This is a genomic window from Oceanobacillus senegalensis (genome assembly GCF_900176885.1).
GTDB classification, from domain to species: domain Bacteria; phylum Bacillota; class Bacilli; order Bacillales; family Amphibacillaceae; genus Oceanobacillus; species Oceanobacillus senegalensis.
The window spans coordinates 1,864,533-1,882,807 of the sequence record NZ_LT839648.1 but is presented as its reverse complement, the minus strand read 5'-3'; the positions used below and the strand labels follow the sequence as shown (position 1 = coordinate 1,882,807).

Annotated in this window: 14 protein-coding genes; all 14 read left to right on the top strand. The window is 36.0% G+C overall.

What is annotated here, in order from left to right; translation table 11 throughout:
* The first annotated feature begins 6 nt into the window (after positions 1-6).
* The 14 genes from rsmH (at position 7) to sigE (ending at position 18,253) form a co-directional block, all read left to right on the top strand.
* On the top strand, positions 7-987 hold the full coding sequence (gene rsmH / locus CAO17_RS08925) for a 16S rRNA (cytosine(1402)-N(4))-methyltransferase RsmH (protein ID WP_179151922.1): 981 nt from the start codon (positions 7-9) through the stop codon (positions 985-987).
* Entirely contained in the window at positions 984-1,358 is a 375-nt protein-coding gene (gene ftsL / locus CAO17_RS08920; RefSeq protein WP_085992478.1) for a cell division protein FtsL, read from the top strand. Before rsmH ends, ftsL begins: the two co-directional genes overlap by 4 nt.
* Before the next feature lie 15 nt (positions 1,359-1,373).
* On the top strand, positions 1,374-3,602 hold the full coding sequence (locus CAO17_RS08915) for a penicillin-binding protein (protein WP_085992477.1): 2,229 nt from the start codon (positions 1,374-1,376) through the stop codon (positions 3,600-3,602).
* Between the two features lie 109 nt (positions 3,603-3,711).
* Entirely contained in the window at positions 3,712-5,661 is a 1,950-nt protein-coding gene (locus tag CAO17_RS08910) for a stage V sporulation protein D (protein ID WP_085992476.1), read from the top strand.
* A 172-nt stretch (positions 5,662-5,833) separates the two neighbouring features.
* The gene (locus tag CAO17_RS08905; protein ID WP_085992475.1) at positions 5,834-7,306 is read left to right on the top strand and encodes a UDP-N-acetylmuramoyl-L-alanyl-D-glutamate--2,6-diaminopimelate ligase; all 1,473 of its coding nucleotides are present in this window, start codon (positions 5,834-5,836) and stop codon (positions 7,304-7,306) included.
* Positions 7,307-7,311: 5 nt separating this feature from the next.
* Positions 7,312-8,673, top strand: a complete 1,362-nt coding sequence (locus CAO17_RS08900) for a UDP-N-acetylmuramoyl-tripeptide--D-alanyl-D-alanine ligase (protein WP_085992474.1) — start codon at positions 7,312-7,314, stop codon at positions 8,671-8,673.
* Between the two features lie 38 nt (positions 8,674-8,711).
* Positions 8,712-9,698 (top strand): phospho-N-acetylmuramoyl-pentapeptide-transferase, encoded by a 987-nt coding sequence (mraY, locus tag CAO17_RS08895; protein ID WP_085992473.1) that lies wholly within the window; start codon positions 8,712-8,714, stop codon positions 9,696-9,698.
* Complete coding sequence (murD, locus tag CAO17_RS08890) at positions 9,695-11,050, top strand: UDP-N-acetylmuramoyl-L-alanine--D-glutamate ligase (protein WP_085992472.1); 1,356 nt, start codon at positions 9,695-9,697, stop codon at positions 11,048-11,050. Before mraY ends, murD begins: the two co-directional genes overlap by 4 nt.
* 116 nt (positions 11,051-11,166) lie before the next feature.
* Complete coding sequence (spoVE, locus tag CAO17_RS08885; protein ID WP_085992471.1) at positions 11,167-12,279, top strand: stage V sporulation protein E; 1,113 nt, start codon at positions 11,167-11,169, stop codon at positions 12,277-12,279.
* 176 nt (positions 12,280-12,455) lie between these two features.
* The gene (locus CAO17_RS08880) at positions 12,456-13,253 is read left to right on the top strand and encodes a cell division protein FtsQ/DivIB (protein ID WP_085992470.1); all 798 of its coding nucleotides are present in this window, start codon (positions 12,456-12,458) and stop codon (positions 13,251-13,253) included.
* 253 nt (positions 13,254-13,506) lie between these two features.
* Complete coding sequence (gene ftsA / locus CAO17_RS08875; protein ID WP_085992469.1) at positions 13,507-14,790, top strand: cell division protein FtsA; 1,284 nt, start codon at positions 13,507-13,509, stop codon at positions 14,788-14,790.
* 53 nt (positions 14,791-14,843) lie between these two features.
* Positions 14,844-16,019: a cell division protein FtsZ gene (ftsZ, locus tag CAO17_RS08870; RefSeq protein ID WP_085992468.1), complete on the top strand. Its 1,176-nt coding sequence runs from the start codon at positions 14,844-14,846 to the stop codon at positions 16,017-16,019.
* A gap of 572 nt (positions 16,020-16,591) precedes the next feature.
* Positions 16,592-17,512 carry a sigma-E processing peptidase SpoIIGA gene (gene spoIIGA, locus CAO17_RS08860; RefSeq protein WP_085992466.1) on the top strand — a complete coding sequence of 307 codons (921 nt, stop codon included), beginning with the start codon at positions 16,592-16,594 and terminating at the stop codon, positions 17,510-17,512.
* A gap of 21 nt (positions 17,513-17,533) precedes the next feature.
* Positions 17,534-18,253 carry an RNA polymerase sporulation sigma factor SigE gene (gene sigE / locus CAO17_RS08855; RefSeq protein WP_085994444.1) on the top strand — a complete coding sequence of 240 codons (720 nt, stop codon included), beginning with the start codon at positions 17,534-17,536 and terminating at the stop codon, positions 18,251-18,253.
* Positions 18,254-18,275 lie beyond the last annotated feature (22 nt).

The window sequence follows — 18,275 nt, the reverse complement described above, 5'->3', positions numbered from 1 at the left end:
GTAAAGATGTTTGAACATTTTAGTGTATTAAAAGATGAAACCATCAAAGGTTTAAATATTAAAGAAAATGGCACATATGTTGATTGTACGCTTGGTGGTGGTGGCCATTCCAAGGAGATTGTCTCAAGACTTTCCAATGCTGGGTTATTAATTGCGTTTGATCAGGATTTAGATGCGTTAGAAGCAGCGAAAGAACGACTAGCCCCTTTTAAAGATAGGATTCTCTTTATTCATGCTAATTTTAGAGAAATGGAACAAAAGTTAAAAGAGCATGATATTGAACATATTGATGGAATACTGTTTGATTTAGGGGTTTCCTCTCCCCAGTTAGATAGAGGGGATAGGGGGTTTAGTTATCATCAGGATGCAAGACTGGATATGAGAATGGATCAGACTGCAGAATTAACAGCTTTTGATGTTGTGAATAGTTGGTCATACAACCATTTAGTATCCATATTTTTCCGTTATGGTGAAGAGAAATTTTCGAAGCAAATAGCAAGAAAAATTGAAGATTATCGAAAATCTAAAGCGATTGAAACGACTTCAGAATTGGTTGGAATTATTAAGGATGCGATACCTGCACCAGCAAGAAGGAAGGGAGGGCATCCTGCTAAAAGAATATTTCAAGCCATTCGAATTGCGGTTAATGATGAGTTGGAAGCGTTTAATGATGCTTTACATCAAGCTGCAAGGACTCTCGATGTTGATGGGAGAATTGCAGTTATCACGTTTCACTCATTAGAAGATAGAATATGTAAGCAGGCGTTCAAAAAATGGAGCACACCAAAGGAAACACCAAAAAACCTACCAATTATACCCAAAGAGTTTGAAGCTCCATTTAAGCTTATTACTAGAAAGCCTATAATTGCGGGGGACGAGGAATTAGAGGAAAACCGGAGATCACGCTCAGCAAAGCTGCGTATTGTTGAGAAGGTTAATCCATGGAATGAAGAATTTACTTATGAGGAAGGGTGGAAGAAAAAATGAGTACAAATCACGCTCGTAGCTGGCAACAAATTAATCCCCAGCAAACGCCGGAAAAAGAACAAAAGGTTAGTGGAAAGGCACAAAAGCAAGGATGGATAACGAAAGGTGAAAAAGTAATCTATTCCACAGTTTTTCTATCCTTAATTGTAGCAGGGATGTTCTTAGTTTCTTACTCCTCATCGACAGATACCCTCAATAGAGAATTACAATCACTCGAGCAGACGGTAAAACATCAACGGATTACAAATGAAGGCTTGGCTTTAGAAAAGAAAGAACTTAGCCGTCCAGAAAGAATCCTTGAGATCGCGAAAGAAAGGGGATTAAAAATCCAAGAAGCTGAAGTGAGACAAGCACAAGTATTTAACAACTAGATAAGGTGATTTTGTATGAAAAAAAACAAAACGACTCATTTCATGTCAGCGATTTTAATTATTCTTTTTGCTACACTTTTTATTGTATTGGCTGGTAGATTTATGTATATTCAAGCCACTGGTGAAATAGACGGCGTTTCGTTGAAGGAATTCGCCGAGAATAAACGAACCACATCCTATACTTTAAGTGCAGAGAGAGGAAAGATTTATGATAATAATGGAATGACTTTGGCATATGATATGCCAGTCTACCGATTATATGCTATTGTCAGCGAAACTTACTCAGAAAACCTTGAGGAACCAAAGCATGTTGTTGATCCCGAAAAGACTGCCGAAATTTTAGCACCTATACTTGATGTTGAGAAGAGTGCTATACTTGATCCCATTCTTAACGGAATAGAAAATGATAGGTTCCAAGTGGAATTTGGTAACGTCGGTAAGGAATTATCCCAACAAACAAAAGAAAAAATAGAAGAGCTTGAACTACCAGGAATCAATTTTCAAGAGGAAACGTTACGCTATTATCCAAATGGCACATTTGCTTCCCATATTATTGGATTTGCTCGAGAAGAAGAAATAGAGAAAGATGAAGAAGTAGTTAATGAGATAACTGGGATTGCTGGAATTGAAAAAGAAATGAATGATTTATTGAAAGGGAAGGCTGGCTATATTTCTTATAAGCGTGATCAATATAATAATAAGTTATTAAAGCCAGATGAAGTAATTCGTAAGCCTGAAGATGGTGCAAATGTTTACCTGACGATTGATCAAAAAATTCAGACGTTAGTGGAAGACGTACTTACTCAGGTTGAGGAGGAATATAATCCGGAAAGAATTACTGCTGTTGTCATGGACCCTAAGACAGGTGAAATCCTAGCGATGGGGAATCGTCCAAGCTATAACCCAAATAATCCAGCAAATGTAGAGAATTGGTATAATGATGTGATATCTACTCCTTTTGAGCCCGGTTCAACCACGAAAATATTCACTTGGGCTGCAGCGATTGAAGAAGGAGTTTACAATGGCGATGAAGGTTATTCATCTGGAAGCTACCAAATAAATCCAAAGATTAGACCTATTCATGATCATAATGGTGGAAGAGGCTGGGGAACTATTTCCTATGATGAAGGGTTTGCTCGTTCATCCAATGTTGCTGCTGCAAAATTGGTTTGGGAAAAAATAGGTACGGAAACATTTTTAGAATATATGAAGAAGTTTGGTTATGATAAAAAAACAGGCATTGATTTACCTGGTGAGGTAGCAGGACAGATCCTATATAATTGGCCTTTAGAGAAAATAACAACTGCATTTGGTCAAGGTTCAACCATGACTCCTATTCAGCAAGTTAAAGCACTTTCCGCAATAGCAAATGACGGAAAGATGATGCGACCATATGTTATTCAAAAAATTGTAGATCCTGTTAAGGGAGAAATCCTAGAGGAAAAATCGCCAAACGTTGATGGTCAACCAATTTCAAAAGAAACAGCAGATCAAGTATTAAGTTTAATGGAATCTGTTGTTACCAGTGAGCATGGAACTGGTGAAGAATTTGCTTTAGAAAGCTATTCAACAGGTGGGAAAACTGGAACGGCAGAGATCCCTAATCCAAATGGTAGTGGATATTTAGTAGGAAGAGATAATTATGTGTTTTCTTTTCTAGGAGCAGCACCAATCGAGAACCCACAACTTATTATGTATGTAGCTGTTAAACAACCTGAACTTGAACCCCATGAAGTTGGTTCAGATCCTGTATCTTTTATATATCGAAATGTGATGGAGAATAGTTTACATTATTTGAATATTGATCCAGATAAACAAAAGGAATATTCGTCAAATAGCTTGGAGGTACCAAAGTTAGTTGATAGAAAAACGGATGAAGTTACTACAGAGTTAAAGGAACAAGGTTTGTCAATTACTGTAATTGGTTCTGGGGATAGAATTGTTAAAGCTAATGTAAATGAAGGGGATCAAGTTATTCCACAGGAAAGAATTATTTTAGTAACAAATGAACCAACCATGCCTAGTGTTATAGGGTGGTCTATCAGAGAAGTTCTTCAACTTTCCAATTTACTAGACTTAAAGATTGAAACCTTTGGAAATGGATATGCAGTCATCCAAAATATCAAAGAAGGCACACCAATCCAAGGCGAGGAATACCTAGCTGTGGAATTCAAAGTTCCAGGTGAAGCAGCAGAAGAAGAAGCGGAAGAAGAGACAAGTGAAACAACCTTCAGAAATGAGTGACCTTAAGATAATAAAATATATGAATTATTAGAGAATGAACAGTGTTCTATTCGTAATGGAAACGTCATATAGTTGATACAAGCCTACCTATGAAAAGGGGATTTAGAAAATGAAACGTGTATCTACTGTAACCGTCAGAAAACGAATAGTTACTGTTTTTCTTTTTGGAATTGTAATCTTTTCCATCATTGCCTTTCGATTAGGTTATGTCCAATTTTTCTTAGGGGATGAATTGGTGGGACAAGCCACTGATTTATGGACAAGGGATATTGTGTTTGAACCGGAAAGAGGTCTCATCTTGGATGCGGAAGGGGAGGTGCTTGCTGAGAATGTTACCGCCCCATCCATTGTTGTTGTTCCAAGACAAATTCAAAATCCAGAGGACACAGCATTGAAGCTATCCAATATTTTAGGAATGTCTAAGGATGAAGTGTTAGAAAATATAACAAAGAATGCTTCAAGCGTGAATTTAAGGCCAGAAGGAATAAAGATATCGGAAGAACAAGAAAAGGCAATTCGTGGATTAAATCTGAGTGGGGTATATCTTTCAAAGGATTCAAAAAGACATTATCCACTAGGTGATGACCTTTCACATGTATTAGGTTTTGCTGGAATTGATAATCAAGGTTTAATGGGGCTTGAACTATATTATGATGAAAAACTAAGTGGTGAACCAGGGAGTTTAGCCTTCTATTCTGATGCTAAAGGAAGAAGGTTAGAGACATTAGCAGACATTTATAATCCTCCGACAGATGGTTTGCATTTAAAAACAACAATTAATTCGAAAGTACAAACCATTATTGAGAGGGAATTAGATTTAGCCGAATCGAAGTACAATCCTGACTCAGCTTTAGCTATTGCAGTCGATCCAAAAACCGGTGGAGTTTTAGGAATGTCGACAAGGCCAAACTTCCATCCAGAAAATTATATGGATGTAGACCAGTCTATATTTAACCGTAATTTGCCTATTTGGAGTACGTATGAACCGGGTTCTACATTTAAAATAATTACGTTAGCTGCTGCTCTTCAGGAGGAAGTAGTTGATCTTCAAGAAGATGAGTTCCATGATGATGGTTCCATTGAAGTGGGAGGAGCCAATATTCATTGCTGGAAAAGTGGGGGGCATGGACACCAATCCTTTTTGGAGGTTGTCCAGAATTCTTGTAACCCGGGTTTTGTAGATTTGGGACAAAAACTAGGTACAGAAAAACTTTTCTCCTATATCGAAGCATTTGGTTTTGGGACCAAGACGGGAATTGATTTACAAGGTGAGGCAAATGGGATTTTATTTAATCCTGAAAATGTTGGTCCTGTAGAGCTAGCGACCACTTCTTTTGGCCAAGGGGTTTCCGTTACTCCCATTCAGCAGGTAATGGCTGTTGCCGCAGCGGTAAATGGGGGATACCTATATGAACCGTATATTGCAGAAGAGTGGCTTGACCCCCAAACAGGAGAAGTTGTAGACAAGAAAGAACCAAATATGAAAGAGAGGGTAATCTCTAAGGAAACGTCGAAAGAATTGCGACATGCATTGGAGAGTGTTGTTGCAAAAGGTACAGGTCGTCCAGCTTATGTGGAAGGATATCGAGTGGGGGGGAAGACAGGTACTGCACAAAAGGTTGGCCCAAATGGTGGTTATCTTGAAAATAACTACATCGTTTCGTTTATTGGCTTTGCCCCAGCCGATAATCCAGAAATAGTCGTTTATGTTGCAGTTGATAATCCTAAGAATACTGTCCAATTTGGTGGTGTAGTAGCAGCACCAATTGTCGGAACTATAATCGGGGACAGTTTACGTGCGCTAGGAGTAGAACCTAGGACAGGCGGATTGTCAAAGGAGTATCAATGGCCAGAGGAACCTGCTGTAGAAGTCCCAGATTTAATCGGTAAAGAAACAGGTGATTTAGCTGAAATGCTTTCCAATTTATCCATTGAAACAAGTGGATCTGGTGAGCATATCATAGACCAGGCACCTAGCCCAGGAACAAAATTAGAACCAGGGTCAACGATTCGTATTTATTTAAGTGAAATGGAAAAAAATAATCGTGAAGAAGAGTAAAGTTTGCTATAATGTATAAATTGACATATAGCAAATATAGGTATTTTTTAGAGGGTGGTATCCACCACCCTCTAAAAAATAAGGTATAAGAAGAATACTTATATGTGGAAATGATAATTTACATATACGATGGATACCATTTCCAGAGAAAAAATTAAAGGATGTATGTTTTATGAAATTAAAAGATTTATTATCTGTAATTCCTTTTTATCAAGCTAACTCTATAACGGATGATATAGAGATTGTAGAGATTGAAATGGATTCGAGGAAAGTGAAGCCTGGATCATTATTTGTATGTATAGAGGGATTTACGGTAGATGGACACAATTTTATCGATGATGCCATAAGGAACGGAGCCATAGCAGTTATCGTGGAGAAGGATGTAGAAGCATCCAATGTTCCTACAATAAAGGTAAATGATTCGTCTCGCGTATTAGCAATGCTAGCGGTTAAGTTCTATGACTATCCAACAAGTAAGCTTCCACTTATAGGTGTTACAGGTACAAACGGAAAAACGACGACTACTTATTTATTAGAACAAATATTTCGCTTACATCATAAAAAAGTTGGCTTAATTGGTACGATTCAAATGAAAATAGGTGATGAACCATATTCATCAGCAAATACCACTCCTAATGCTTTGGAGCTTCAACGCTTTTTTAGAAAAATGAAAGAAGAGAATGTTGGGCAAGCGATTATGGAGGTATCTTCCCATGCCTTGGATTTGGGGAGGGTGTATGGATGCGATTATGATGTGGCAATATTTACAAATTTATCTCAAGACCATCTTGACTATCATAAGGATTTAGATGATTACTTGCGAGCAAAAAGTCTGTTGTTCAGTCAATTAGGAAATAATTATAATCAAGAAAAAAGAAAATTTGCTATTATCAATGTAGATGATTCTTCGTGTGATCTGCTATTACGCAGCACTGCACAGCATGTATTAACCTATGGTTGTGAAAATGACGCGGATGTTTTAGCAAAAGATATTATTTTGGGCGCTTCAGGAACTAAATATACTCTTATAACACCAATTGGGGAAGTTTCCATAGAGAGTAAATTAATTGGCATGTTTAATGTGTACAATATGTTGGCTGCGTCTGCTGCCGCAATAGCCCAAAATGTCCCTTTAGAAGTGATAAAACAAGCATTGGAAAATATAGATGGAGTAAATGGCCGTTTTGAGGTAGTGGACAAAGGACAAGATTTTACAGTTATTGTTGATTATGCCCATACACCAGATTCATTGGAAAATGTTCTACAAACGATTACGGAGTTTGCAACTAATCGCATATATGTGGTGGTTGGTTGTGGTGGGGATCGTGACCGTTCGAAACGTCCACTAATGGCCAATATCGCAGCAAAGTATGCGGATTATGCTATATTTACTTCAGATAATCCTAGGACCGAGGATCCACATGCAATCTTAAATGATATGACAGCAGGGGTTGAAACGGAAGACGGGTATGAAGTTATTGCAGATCGAAAGGAAGCAATCAAAAAAGCTGTAAATTATGCGAAAGTTGATGATATCATTTTAATTGCAGGAAAAGGGCATGAAACCTATCAGATAATAGGTCATACTAAATACGATTTTGATGACCGTGAAGTAGCTAAAGATGCGATTATTTCTAAGGGGTAATGAAAATGTTATTTACAGTTAAGTGGATATCCGATATATTTACTAATGGCCAGGGAAACTTAAAAGAACCAATAAACATAAAAGAAGTAATAACGGATAGTCGAGTTAATACGAGCCATTCGTTATTTGTACCAATCGTAGGGGATAATTTCGATGGGCATCAATTTTTACCACAGGCTATTGATAATGGTGCAGTTTGTGCTTTGTGGCAAAAGGATCGTGAATTACCAGAGTCCATACCAAGCCACTTCCCCATCTTTTTTGTGGAGGATACGTTAATTGCTTTACAAGAGCTTGCGAGTACTTATCGTGATAAAATTAATCCCACAGTTATAGGTATTACGGGTTCGAATGGGAAGACGACAACAAAGGATTTAGTAGCCTCCATGGTAAGTTCTATTTATCAAACGCATTATACAAAAGGGAACTTTAATAATCATATTGGGCTACCTTTAACCATTCTTTCAATGTCTCCAAATACAGATGTACTTGTCTTAGAAATGGGGATGAGTGACTTTGGGGAGATTGATTTACTATCACAAATCGCTAAGCCAGATTATGCCATCATTACGAATATAGGTGAGTCTCATATTGAATTTCTAGGTTCTAGAGAGGGAATAGCAAAGGCTAAGCTTGAGATACTTAACGGATTAAAAGAAAATGGTTCCGTTATAATTGATGGTGATGAAGAACTTTTAAATGAGCTTCATAACCAGCGCAATACTATTCGTTGTGGATTCGGCAAAGAGAACGGATTATTGATAGAGAATGTGAAAATGACATCAACTGAAACTACCTTCTCCCTTTCAGATGGTGCTACCTATAGTGTTCCTTTAATCGGTAAACATCATGCAAAAAATGCGGCTTTCGCAATTGCTGTTGGTATGAAATTAGGAATTCCGACAGAAAAGAGAAAACAAGCATTGTTAACCTTAAAAAAGACATCTATGCGTTTTGAACTAATTCGTGGTTTAAATGATGTATCCATAATAAATGATGCTTATAATGCTTCACCAACATCAATGAAGGCGGCTATCGAAGTAATAAAGGAAATGCAAGGATTTACGCATCGAGTTCTTGTGCTTGGGGATATTTTAGAGCTTGGTGATTTTGCTGAAACGTTACATCGCTCTATAGCTGATGTGGTAGATAATTCTATATCTGTGCTATTTACATATGGTAAGAACGCAAAATTTATTTCCGAGACAGCTGAGAAAAAGAATCATTCCGTTATTTGTAGGCACTTTACTGATAAACAGGAATTACTTAAGGCCCTAGAAAGTTATTTTAATAAAAATACTATTATTTTGTTTAAGGCTTCACGTGGATTGAAGTTTGAAACAATGATCGAACAAATATTGAATTAGCCATTTAATGGACGGTTAAGGTAAGAGGAGGAATAATAATGGATATAACCGTAATTTTAGTAACCATTGCAATAGGATTTCTAATTACCGTCCTTTTGTCTCCCATTTTCATTCCCTTATTAAGAAGATTGAAATTTGGTCAAAGTATACGAGAAGAAGGACCAAAATCGCACTTAAAGAAAACAGGTACCCCGACAATGGGGGGGATCATGATTGTTTTAAGTATTATTATTACATCCATAATCATGGTATACAAGGTTTTAGGAAATGATGTCAGTTACGAATTTTGGTTATTGAATTTTGTTTTATTTGGTTATGGGTTACTAGGCTTTTTAGATGATTATATAAAAGTTGCTATGAAACGTAATTTAGGATTAACATCAAGACAGAAAATGATTGGTCAGATTATCATCGCACTTATTTTCTACTTTATTCTTAATAGAGAAGGCTTTTCTACATATATAACTATTCCCGGTACAAATATGGAGTGGGACCTAGGGTGGTTTTATGCTGTACTAATAATCATTATGTTAGTTGGATCATCCAATGCTGTTAATTTAACAGATGGATTGGATGGTTTATTGGCTGGTACAGCTGCGATTGCATTTGGAGCTTATGCTATTTTATCTTTATTTGTAGGAGGTCATTCAGAAGTAGTTATTTTTTCCTTAGCTGTCGTTGGTGCACTTTTAGGATTCTTAGTTTTTAATGCACATCCAGCTAAAGTCTTTATGGGTGACACTGGTTCCTTGGCATTAGGTGGGGCAATTGCGGCTGTGGCTATTTTAACAAAAACAGAAATATTGCTTATCATCATTGGAGGAGTATTTGTCCTCGAGACACTGTCTGTCATTATTCAGGTTATTTCTTTTAAAACGACAGGTAAAAGAGTATTTAAGATGAGCCCGTTGCATCATCATTATGAATTATTAGGTTGGTCTGAATGGAGAGTTGTCACAACATTTTGGTTGATTGGATTGATTTTTGCAGTTCTTGGTATATATATTGAGGTGGGCTTAAATTGAGAAAATTATATGATTTTCCATATTCTGATGTATTGGTTTTAGGATTAGCAAAGAGCGGTACAGCAGCTGCGAAATTGCTAATATCTAGTGGTGTGAATGTACGAATTAATGACATAAAAGCAAGTGAAAATGACCCAGTGGTTCAAGAACTTAGAGAGTTAGGTGCTGAAGTGATAACTGGATCACACCCTATCACTGTATTGGATGATGTAAAATTACTTATAAAGAATCCGGGGATTCCATATGAAAATCCAATTGTTATAGAGGCTCAAAATCGTTTTATTCCAATAATTACAGAAGTAGAACTAGCAGCTAAGCTAGCGGGAGATTCTATCATAGGAATAACCGGGTCGAATGGCAAGACGACAACAACTACATTAATAACTGCAATGATAGAAGAAAGTGAGAAGCCAGTGAAGGTAGCTGGTAATATCGGTATTGTAGCTACTGAGGTAGCGGAAAACCTTGAAAAAGATGAGACATTAGTATTAGAACTGTCCTCTTTTCAACTTCAGGGAATTATAGAATTCAAGCCACATACTGCAGTATTGTTAAATATTTTTGAGGCTCATCTGGATTACCATAAAACCTTTGAGAATTATAAACATGCAAAATGTAATATTTTTAGAAACCAAACTAGTGATGACTTTCTGGTATATAATGCAGATGATTTAACTATTGTAAATACGATTCAGGAAGAAAGCGTTGATGCAACATTAGTTCCTTTCTCGGTTAATCAGCAGCTAGATGAGGGCGCATGGATTGATCAAAGAAGCATATATTTTAAAAATGAAAAAATTATAGATCGTAATGCAATTGTCTTGGTTGGAAATCACAACCTAGAAAATATTCTTGCAGCAATTTCAGCAGCAAAATTGAATGGCGCTACGAATGAAGGGATTAGAAAAGTTCTAACAACATTTAAAGGTGTCAAGCACAGGCTGCAATTTGTTGATGATGTCCAAAATCGCCTATTTTACAATGATTCAAAGGCAACCAATATTTTAGCTACACAAAAAGCACTTTCTTCCTTTCAAAAACCAGTAATACTGTTAGCCGGTGGTCTAGATAGGGGAAACGACTTTGATGACTTAGCTCCCTACTTAGGACATGTAAAAGCAATGGTTGTATTTGGTGAAACGAAGGGTAAGTTAAAAGAAATGGGTCAACAAGTAGGAATACAAGAAATTGTGGTAGCAGCTAATGTTGAACAAGCTGTAGAAAAAGCATTTAGTATATCAAATGAAGGGGATGTTGTCCTTCTTTCACCTGCTTGTGCAAGTTGGGATCAATACCGTACATTTGAAGAAAGAGGTGACATGTTTATACGAGCCGTGCATAAACTTGTATAGGGGCTTGTATAGGATGTTCGCTACAATTAGATTGTTTAGTGTTCAATAAGTGGACTAGCTTTTGAACATTCTTTTCATAATGCCCCGTATCTATTATTAGGTAAAGGGGTGTTTTTTTGTTTAAAAAACGTCGAAGTGATCAAAGTAAACCAGATTACTTTCTATTATTAGTAATCTTAGGACTTTTACTTGTAGGAGTAGTAATGGTCTATAGTTCTTCATATGTTTGGTCAGAATATAAGTTTGGGGATCAATTTTATTACTTAAAGCGTCAATTATTGTTTGCTGGGGTGGGGGTTATCGCCATGTTTTTCGTTATGTTCATCCCATACAACACTTGGAAAAAATATTCAAAAATAATTTTAATCGTTTGTTTTGTTCTATTGGTTGCTGTTCTAATTCCAGGAATAGGGATGGTACGTGGTGGAGCACAAAGTTGGATTGGTGTTGGAGCATTTAGTATCCAACCCTCTGAATTTATGAAACTAGGTTTAATAATTTTTTTAGCAAATTTACTAGCAGTAGGACAAAAGTACATTACGTCATTTAAAAAAGGATTCCTGCCATGCTTACTACTAGTTTTTACAGCTTTTGGACTAATTATGTTACAACCTGATTTAGGGACAGGGATGGTTCTTGTTCTTACATGTATGATTATGATTTTTGTTGCAGGTGCACGTTTGTCGCATTTTATTGGACTAGCACTACTTGGGGTTTTAGGTTTAGTAGGATTAATCGCTTCGGCACCTTATCGAATCGATCGTATTACAGCATTCCTAAATCCTTGGGAAGATCCTTTGGGAGATGGATTTCAAATCATTCAATCGTTATATGCAATTGGCCCAGGAGGTTTAATGGGCTTAGGTTTAGGGAATAGTTTACAAAAGTATTTTTACTTACCGGAACCACAAAACGATTTTATCTTTGCTATTATTGGCGAGGAGTTAGGATTTATCGGTGGCACCTTTGTCATTATTCTGTTTCTGTTATTGCTATGGCGTGGAACAAAAGTAGCTCTTGAAGCTCCAGATCTGTTTGCGCGTTTATTGGCATTAGGTATTGTCTCCATGTTAGCGGTTCAAGCGATGATTAATATTAGTGTTGTCATTGGTTTAATACCAGTCACAGGTATTACACTCCCGTTTCTCAGCTATGGTGGCTCCTCCTTAACCTTAACACTTTGCTCGGTAGGAATCTTGTTAAATATTAGTATTTATTCCAAAATTTAACATTTAGAGAGGAGGCGGAAAAATTTGGAAGTCCTTTCTCGACAAAAAACTTGATAAACTAACGGTTGCACACTATATGTTTACCTACAATTTATGATATAATTTCTGTAACTGAATAATAGCGGCATAATTTATGCCGTTTATTCTTTTAATTTTTTAAAAAGGAAGAAATGGAGATGAGTAAAAAGAATATTGTTTCAATTGAGGAGCGAATTCCTAAATTAAAACAAGCCCGCAAAAAAAAAGCAAATCGTCGTTTGATTTTTTATCTATCAATCTTTTTCTTCTTAATTTCTATTATTGTTTATTTACAATCACCATTGAGTCATATTAGATCCTTTTCTATTGAGGGTAATATACATACTTCAGAAGAAGAAATAATTGATTTGAGTCAGTTAACTACAGATCAAAATATATGGATGATTGATATTGAACATACGGAAAAACTTATTCAGTCCAATCCGATTATTGATACTGTAGAAGTTACAAAGGAATGGCCATGGACGGTAAATATGAACATCACTGAACATAATGTGGTGGGTTATGTGAAGAAAGAAAGAAATTATATTCCAGTTCTTTCAAACGGTGTAACCATCAATCAGTTAGGTCAACCAACCTATAATGGGAACTCCCCAATGTTAATTGGTTTTTCAAAAGATGATTATTTAATCCAAATGGCCAAAGAATTAAATGCACTCCCGGAAAGTGTGGCAAATCTTATTTCGGAAATACATTGGCAGCCGACGGAGGATAATAAAAATAAAATTCTCTTATATATGAATGATGGATATATAGTTGATGGTACAATCCGAAATTTTGCTGATAAAATGGAAGTATATCCTTCTATTGTTTCACAATTAGAACCGGGATCAAAGGGAATCATACATATTGGTGTTGGAGTATATTTTGAATCATTCGATTCTGAAGAAACGGAGGATGATGGGTTAGAAGAATTACCGGGAGAAATAGATTAGTAATTAAATAACCCATAATAAATTCGTGAAATAATCGAATATATATGATTGAACAAAATTAAGTCTTTAGAAAATGAGAAAAGATTTTTAAAAAATTAAAGGAATACGCTTTTTTTTGTGGAAATACCTATATATATTTCCTTTTCTGTAAATTTCTCAATTTCTTATAGATTTAGAAGATAAATGACGAAAAAAAGTATTGATTGTTAAATTGAACAAGGTATGGTCGTTTTGAATTTGGAGGTGCCTTTCTTTGAATAACAGTGAAATTTTAGTAAGTCTTGATATAGGAACATCAAAAATAAAAGTAATAATTGGTGAAGTATTAAACGATTCATTAAACATTATTGGAGTAGGTACTGCAAAGTCCAATGGAATGAAAAAAGGGGCAATCGTTGATATTGATCAAACCGTGCAATCCATTAGAAGTGCAGTTGAACAAGCAGAACGAATGGTGGGAATGAAAATTGAACGGGTAGTGGTTGGAATTAATGGTAGTCACATTGAGCTTCAACCATGTCACGGTATAGTAGCTGTACAAAGTGAAAATCGTGAAATCGCTGATGAAGACATTAGAAGAGTAATAGATGGTGCTCAAGTTGTTTCCATTCCACCTGAAAGGGAAATTATTGATGTTATTCCCAAACAATTTATTGTTGATGGCTTAGATGAAATAACAGATCCCAGAGGTATGATTGGTGTACGATTAGAAATGGAAGGAACCATCATTACTTGTTCCAAAACCGTTTTACATAATATTTTGAAATGTGTAGAGCGTGCTAATTTGGAAATAGCAGATATTTGCTTACAACCACTTGCTGCTGGTACGATTGCATTATCAAAAGATGAAAAAAATATGGGTGTTGCATTAATAGAAATTGGTGGTGGCTGTACCACGGTCTCTGTTTTTGAAAATGATCACTTGCAGGGAACAAGTGTTATTAGTTTAGGTGGAAATAATATTACAAAGGATATTTCCATTGGATTACGTACATCAACTGAGGAGGCTGAAGATGTTAAATTAAATCATGGACATGCCTTCTATGATGATGCACAGGAAGATGACATCTTTGAAGTTTCTATTATTGGAAGTAATAACCGAGAAACATATAATCAACTTGAAATTTCTGATATGATAGAAGCAAGATTAGAGGAAGTATATGCGTTTGCAGAAAGAGAAATTCGTAAAATGGGATATAGAGAGATTCCTGGTGGTTATGTATTAACGGGTGGAACTATGAAAATGCCTGGTGTATTAGAGCTTGCACAGGATCTATTCCATTCCAATGTTCGAATTGCGATACCAGATTATATAGGGGTACGGGAGCCACAATTTACTGCTGGAGTAGGCATTCTACAATTTGCTTACCATAATGCGAAAATACAAGGAAAAGATTTATATCCAGCTGTAAGAAATACTCAAAGCGAATCGCAACCTAAACGAAATCCAAAACAAGAAAACATAGAAGAACCTAAAGAGAAAAAGAAAAAAGAGCCTAGTAAGGTTGGAAATCTGTTTAAGTGGTTCTTTGACTAGGAAGTAATCTATAAACTCGTGTGATTTTGCGTAGAAATTAGGAGGAACGAATAATGTTAGAGTTTGATACAAATATGGATGAATTAGCAACGATAAAGGTTATCGGTGTTGGTGGTGGTGGTAATAACGCTGTCAACCGAATGATTGAACATGGGGTAGAAGGTGTAGAATTTATTGCAGTTAATACGGATGCACAAGCTCTAAATCTATCAAAAGCAGAGTTAAAGATTCAAATTGGTGGAAAGTTAACTAGAGGTTTAGGTGCAGGTGCAAATCCAGAAGTGGGAAAGAAAGCTGCTGAAGAAAGTAAAGAGCAGATTGAAGAAGTATTGCAAGGTGCTGATATGGTATTCGTTACTGCTGGTATGGGTGGTGGAACTGGTACAGGTGCTGCTCCTGTTATTGCTCAAGTTGCAAAAGACTTAGGTGCTCTAACAGTTGGTGTTGTAACTAGACCATTCTCCTTTGAAGGTAGAAAACGATCCACTCAAGCAATTTCTGGAATAGGAGAACTGAAAGATAGTGTAGATACACTGATTGTAATTCCAAATGACCGATTACTAGAAATTGTCGATAAAAATACTCCAATGCTTGATGCGTTCCGTGAAGCGGATAACGTCCTTAGACAGGGTGTACAAGGTATTTCAGATTTAATTGCAAAACCCGGATTAATTAACGTGGACTTTGCCGACGTGAAGACAATAATGATTGACAAGGGTTCCGCATTAATGGGAATTGGTATTGCAACAGGAGAGACTCGCGCAACGGAAGCAGCTAAAAAGGCTATATCCTCACCACTTCTTGAAACTTCTATTGATGGTGCTCATGGTATTCTGATGAACATTACCGGTGGAACTAACCTAAGTCTTTATGAAGTACAAGAAGCAGCTGATTTAGTCACTTCTGCTGCTGATAAAGAAGTGAACGTCATCTTTGGTTCAGTTATTAATGAAAACTTAAATGATGAAATTGTTGTAACGGTTATCGCTACTGGTTTTGACGAATTAAATAATAAACCAGAACCACAAACTAGACATCAGCGTCCAGTACAGCAACAGCGTCCAGTACAACAACAACGTCAAACTATTAGTCATAATCAACATGCAGCAACGAAAGAAGAACCAACACAACCAGTAAAACGTGAACAACCAGCTCCACGGCCTAGACCGGAAGAGGAAGAATTAGATATTCCAACATTCTTAAGAAACCGTAATCGGAACAGAAGATAATTTGAATAACTATATCATAGGCAAACGAGTAGATGAATGATTCTCTCGTTTGCTTTTTTGTATGTTGATTCTTTTTTCTTCATTTTTGACTTTTTAAACTTCACAAAGGAATGATTATACTCAGAAAACCACGAATATTAGTAAGATCATTACCATTACGATGCCTTTCTTGGTTACTATGTATTTCCTTCGCTGTTTTTTTCTTTAGATAGTAATGCCAAATAATTTCCGCATATAAGATAATTGATTGAATCGGATAGTTGTCGCCTTTGAATAGGGATAGCATGTGACTAGAGTAACAATCTTTTAGAAAACAGCCTTTCAAAAAGGTTTTCCATCCTTAAGAATTTATATCTAATATTTCGACATGGATATATGCTGCACTCTAGCACATCTAACCTTTTTTATAAATTTATCCCGACAAACTTTTCAATAACTAGTTAAAAATAGCCTATTTCTGCATACAAGAAATGACAGACTTTTCTTTTTATATTGGATATACTTCACATTAAATATAAACAAACCATTAGGAACATTTAAAAATAGTACCTTTTGAGAGAGGAAAGGTATGGATGACAGTTTATCTTGATGCCGTCTGGGCTCTTAACTTTTTCCTAGACTTTATGCTTCTTTTATTAACAAAAGCCTTAGCAAGAGACCATACAAAAATAATTAGGATAGCAATTGGTGCATTTTTTGCTTCCTGTATTGTTCCCATTACTCTAATTTATCCAGATTCATTTTTTTCTAGTGTTACCGGTAAAGTACTATATTCTCTTTTTATTATATTAAGTTCTTTTGGTTTTATAACGATTTATCGATATTTGAAGTTATTTTTATTATTCTATTTTACTACTTTTGCTATAGGGGGTGGACTAGTCGCATTGCATTTTCTTTTTTCGAGTCCAATCACCGTAACAACGAGTGGGTTGGTTACTTTCAATAAGGGATATGGTGATCCTGTAAGTTGGTTATTTGTGATCATTGGATTTCCATTGGTTTGGATTTTTACGAAGAGCCGTATGGACAAGCATGCAAAAGAAAAAATTCGCTATAATCAGCTATATACAGTAACCATTAAAATAAGAGATAAAGCATTCTCAACAACGGGTTACATTGATAGTGGTAACCAGCTAGTAGATCCGTTAACTAAAAAGCCTGTCATTATTTGTGATGAAATATTTCTAAAGCAATGGTTTACCGATGAAGATTGGCAATGTTTAAAAATAGCAAATGATAGTCTAGATATTGAACGATTACCAAAAGAGTGGGAAAATTTTATCCAAGTTGTTCCCTATCAAGGAGTACAAGGAAGTAGTATGTTCTTATTAGCCATTAGGCCGGATTATATAATTGTGAATTATGGAGAACAGACCATTAAAAGCCGAAAGCTCTTAATAGGGATTCAGTTTGCAGGACTGACCAAGGATAATAGCTATCATTGCTTACTACATCCACAAATTATTCAATTAGCTACAATCCATTCAGCATAGAAAGGGAGATGAAAAATGAAATTGTGGAAAATGCGTCTACGTCTCAGGTTAAAGTGGTATAAATTACTCATGAAATTGGGTTTGAAATCAGATGAAATTTACTATATTGGGGGGAGTGAGGCACTTCCGCCACCACTAACTAAGCAGGAAGAACAGGAATTATTAGTATTGCTGCCAAAAGGAGATAAAACGGCTAGATCGATATTAATTGAGCGTAATTTACGTCTGGTTGTGTATATTGCCCGTAAATTTGAAAATACAGGTATAAATATTGAAGATTTGATAAGTATTGGTACCATTGGTCTAATCAAAGCAGTAAATACTTTTAATCCTGAGAAAAAGATAAAATTAGCTACCTATGCCTCTAGGTGTATAGAAAATGAAATATTAATGTACTTACGAAGAAATAATAAATTAAAGTCCGAAGTATCATTTGATGAGCCATTGAATATTGATTGGGATGGCAATGAATTGTTATTGTCTGATGTACTAGGTACGGATGATGATATAATAACAAAGGGACTTGAGTCTGATGTGGATAAGAGCCTATTAAAGGCAGCTCTATCCAAACTAAATGATAGGGAAAAGCAGATTATGGAATTAAGGTTTGGGTTAATAGGACAAGAGGAGAAAACACAAAAGGATGTTGCTGATATGTTGGGGATTTCTCAATCCTATATCTCTCGTTTAGAAAAAAAGATTATAAGACGATTAAAAAAAGAATTTAATAAAATGGTTTAGCCTTATCAGATATGGCTTGAGA

Excerpts from the sequence above, each read along its gene's own strand:
- mraY (WP_085992473.1), top strand. The coding sequence starts at position 8,712 with ATGGATATAACCGTAATTTTAGTAACCATTGCAATAGGATTTCTAATT.
- ftsZ (WP_085992468.1), top strand. The coding sequence starts at position 14,844 with ATGTTAGAGTTTGATACAAATATGGATGAATTAGCAACGATAAAGGTT.
- CAO17_RS08910 (WP_085992476.1), top strand. The coding sequence starts at position 3,712 with ATGAAACGTGTATCTACTGTAACCGTCAGAAAACGAATAGTTACTGTT.
- rsmH (WP_179151922.1), top strand. The coding sequence starts at position 7 with ATGTTTGAACATTTTAGTGTATTAAAAGATGAAACCATCAAAGGTTTA.
- spoIIGA (WP_085992466.1), top strand. The coding sequence starts at position 16,592 with ATGACAGTTTATCTTGATGCCGTCTGGGCTCTTAACTTTTTCCTAGAC.
- CAO17_RS08880 (WP_085992470.1), top strand. The coding sequence starts at position 12,456 with ATGAGTAAAAAGAATATTGTTTCAATTGAGGAGCGAATTCCTAAATTA.
- ftsL (WP_085992478.1), top strand. The coding sequence starts at position 984 with ATGAGTACAAATCACGCTCGTAGCTGGCAACAAATTAATCCCCAGCAA.
- CAO17_RS08905 (WP_085992475.1), top strand. The coding sequence starts at position 5,834 with ATGAAATTAAAAGATTTATTATCTGTAATTCCTTTTTATCAAGCTAAC.
- CAO17_RS08915 (WP_085992477.1), top strand. The coding sequence starts at position 1,374 with ATGAAAAAAAACAAAACGACTCATTTCATGTCAGCGATTTTAATTATT.
- CAO17_RS08900 (WP_085992474.1), top strand. The coding sequence starts at position 7,312 with ATGTTATTTACAGTTAAGTGGATATCCGATATATTTACTAATGGCCAG.